This window comes from Pseudomonas sp. P4_C3 (genome assembly GCF_056402075.1).
On the sequence record NZ_JBFUIC010000516.1, the window covers coordinates 1 to 2,090 of the forward strand.

The 2,090-nt window shown below is 60.7% G+C and carries 2 protein-coding genes and 1 pseudogene; all 3 read right to left on the reverse strand.

Features of this window, described 5'->3' with window-relative positions:
• A partial coding sequence (locus AC1DVH_RS30065) for an SDR family NAD(P)-dependent oxidoreductase (protein ID WP_477756859.1) occupies window positions 1-676 on the reverse strand: 676 nt, incomplete at its 3' end.
• Window positions 677-737: 61 nt separating this feature from the next.
• Entirely contained in the window at window positions 738-1,703 is a 966-nt protein-coding gene (locus tag AC1DVH_RS30070) for a DUF805 domain-containing protein (RefSeq protein WP_477756860.1), read from the reverse strand.
• 93 nt (window positions 1,704-1,796) lie between these two features.
• Window positions 1,797-2,090, reverse strand: a pseudogene (locus AC1DVH_RS30075) (nitronate monooxygenase); the annotation flags it as partial.

Sequence of the window (2,090 nt, forward strand, 5' to 3'; positions counted from 1 at the left end):
TCGCTTGATTCTTTTCCAGTGCGCACACGGTGTAGAGCGCCACTTCCTCGGGGCTCATCAGCAGTTTGCTGTTGGCCAGTTTGTCGCTGTCGAGTTGTGCGGTACGGAAAAACGCCGTGCGGGTCGGCCCGGGGCAGAGCACCGAAACCTTGATCGCACATTTTCTCAGCTCGACGCGCAATCCTTCGGAAAAGTGCAGCACATACGCTTTGCTGGCGTAATAAGTGCTCATCCACGGCCCCGGTTGAAACGCCGCCACCGAGGCCACATTCAGAATCTGCCCGCCGCCTTGCAGGGCCATGCTGTTGCCGATGGCGTGGCACAGGCGGGTGAGGGCGAGGATGTTCACTTCGATCAGGTCTTGCTCGGTCATCCAGTCCTGGGCCAGAAACGGGCCGCAGGTACCGATACCGGCGCAGTTGACCAACAGATCGATCTGCCGGTCGCCTTCTTCCAGTTCCAGCAGGAATCCGGACAGGCGCAGCGGTTCGCCCAGGTCACAGGCACGGAACAACACTTCCACGCCGAACCTTTGGGTCAGTTCAATCGCAATACTTTCCAGCTGATCACGTTGTCGGGCCACCAGAATCAGGCTGCGGCCGCGCCGGGCCAGCGCTTCGGCCATTGCCAGGCCGATGCCGCTGGAGGCGCCAGTGATCAGAGCGTAACGGGTCATGCAGTTCTCCATCGCAACAGCTCCGCGCCGCGACGCAGGTGTCACGGGCCAGGAGCGCTGTTCATTCTTTCGCAGAGTCTACAGGGGGCCGGGCCTCTTCGGCTGCATCGTCGGTGGAATTTGGCACCGGTTCGATCTCGACTTCGATTTCATCGGTGGTGACCGAACTGCTTTCGTAGCTGCTCTGGGCGGCGCTTTTGTATTCTTCCCGTATCGCCGTGAGACCACCGGCCAGCGAGCCGAACAGAACCAGCGCGATAACGATCAGCCACAGCGAAGACAATACCTTGACCGCGGTACCGTTCGGCGGAGGCGGCGGGCCGTAGCGGTTGGCGGTGTCGTTGCCCGGTACGACCATGATCATGAACGGAAAGAAACTGCCAACGAACGGCACCAGGTTCAGCAGCCACAGCCAGCCGGACCAGCCGACATCGTGCAAGCGTTGAACAGTGATCTGGATGCTGACGAATACAAATCCGACGAACAGGATCAAGGCCAGCAAGCTGCCCAATATCAGGCCGGCGGTCGAATCCGCGCCGATGAGAGCCAGGGCGACCAAGGCAAACACCCCGCAAACGGCCAGAAGCACAGTTGACAGCACCAGCGTCCAGGCGAGGTAACGCAAGCGGCCGATCCGGCCATCGAAACTGAAGGGCTTGAGCGTGGCGAATTCCGCCACGGCTTCGCCGACGGGCGCGCGAGGCGGAGCGTAAGGGGACTGCGGATCTGCCAGGGCAGCCTGGCTACTGGCCGAAGGGTGGTCGTGAACGTCGGCGAGGTTCAGTTCGATCGGCGTTTCGGCTTCGATGCGGGCGTCGATACCGGTTTTGCTCAGCGCCTGGAGATAGGTCTGGGCATCGGCTTGCGACAGGTTGCGTTTGAGCGCTACCGGACGCCCGGTGAACAAGCGTTCAATGGCCGTGACATCGCTTTTGAACAAGTCGGCGAGATTGAGCTTTGCCGTGGTGATGTCGACACCGGGCAGCAAGGCGCCCTCGAATACGATCTTGAAATGATTTTCGCCCATGTGCGAAGCATCCTTGTCGCGAGAGGTTGAAAGAAGAATGTTGTGCCCGGGCGAGAGTAAGGCCAGCCGGGCAAGACTGGCCAAGGTYTGCTGTCAGCTCGGCCAGCGTTTGGTCAACTGGGCAGCCTGCTCCAGGGCCTTGCGGTACTCCGCGTCGAGACGTGCAATCAACTGCTCGACACTCGGCAAGTCCTCGATTTCTCCCACGCCCTGGCCGGCAGACCAAACGGTTTTCCAGGCTTTGGCCTCATCGCTCACGGGTTTGAGCTTGGAGCCGAAGTTGATCTCGCCCTTGCCTTGCAAGGCGGCCATGTCGAAACCGGCTGCTTCCAGACTCTGGCGCATGAAACTCGCGGGGACACCTGACACGGCTGGAGTATGGATGAT

Bases quoted from the DNA above. Each gene is read 5' to 3' on its own strand.
- AC1DVH_RS30070 (WP_477756860.1), bottom strand. From the start codon at position 1,703: ATGGGCGAAAATCATTTCAAGATCGTATTCGAGGGCGCCTTGCTGCCC.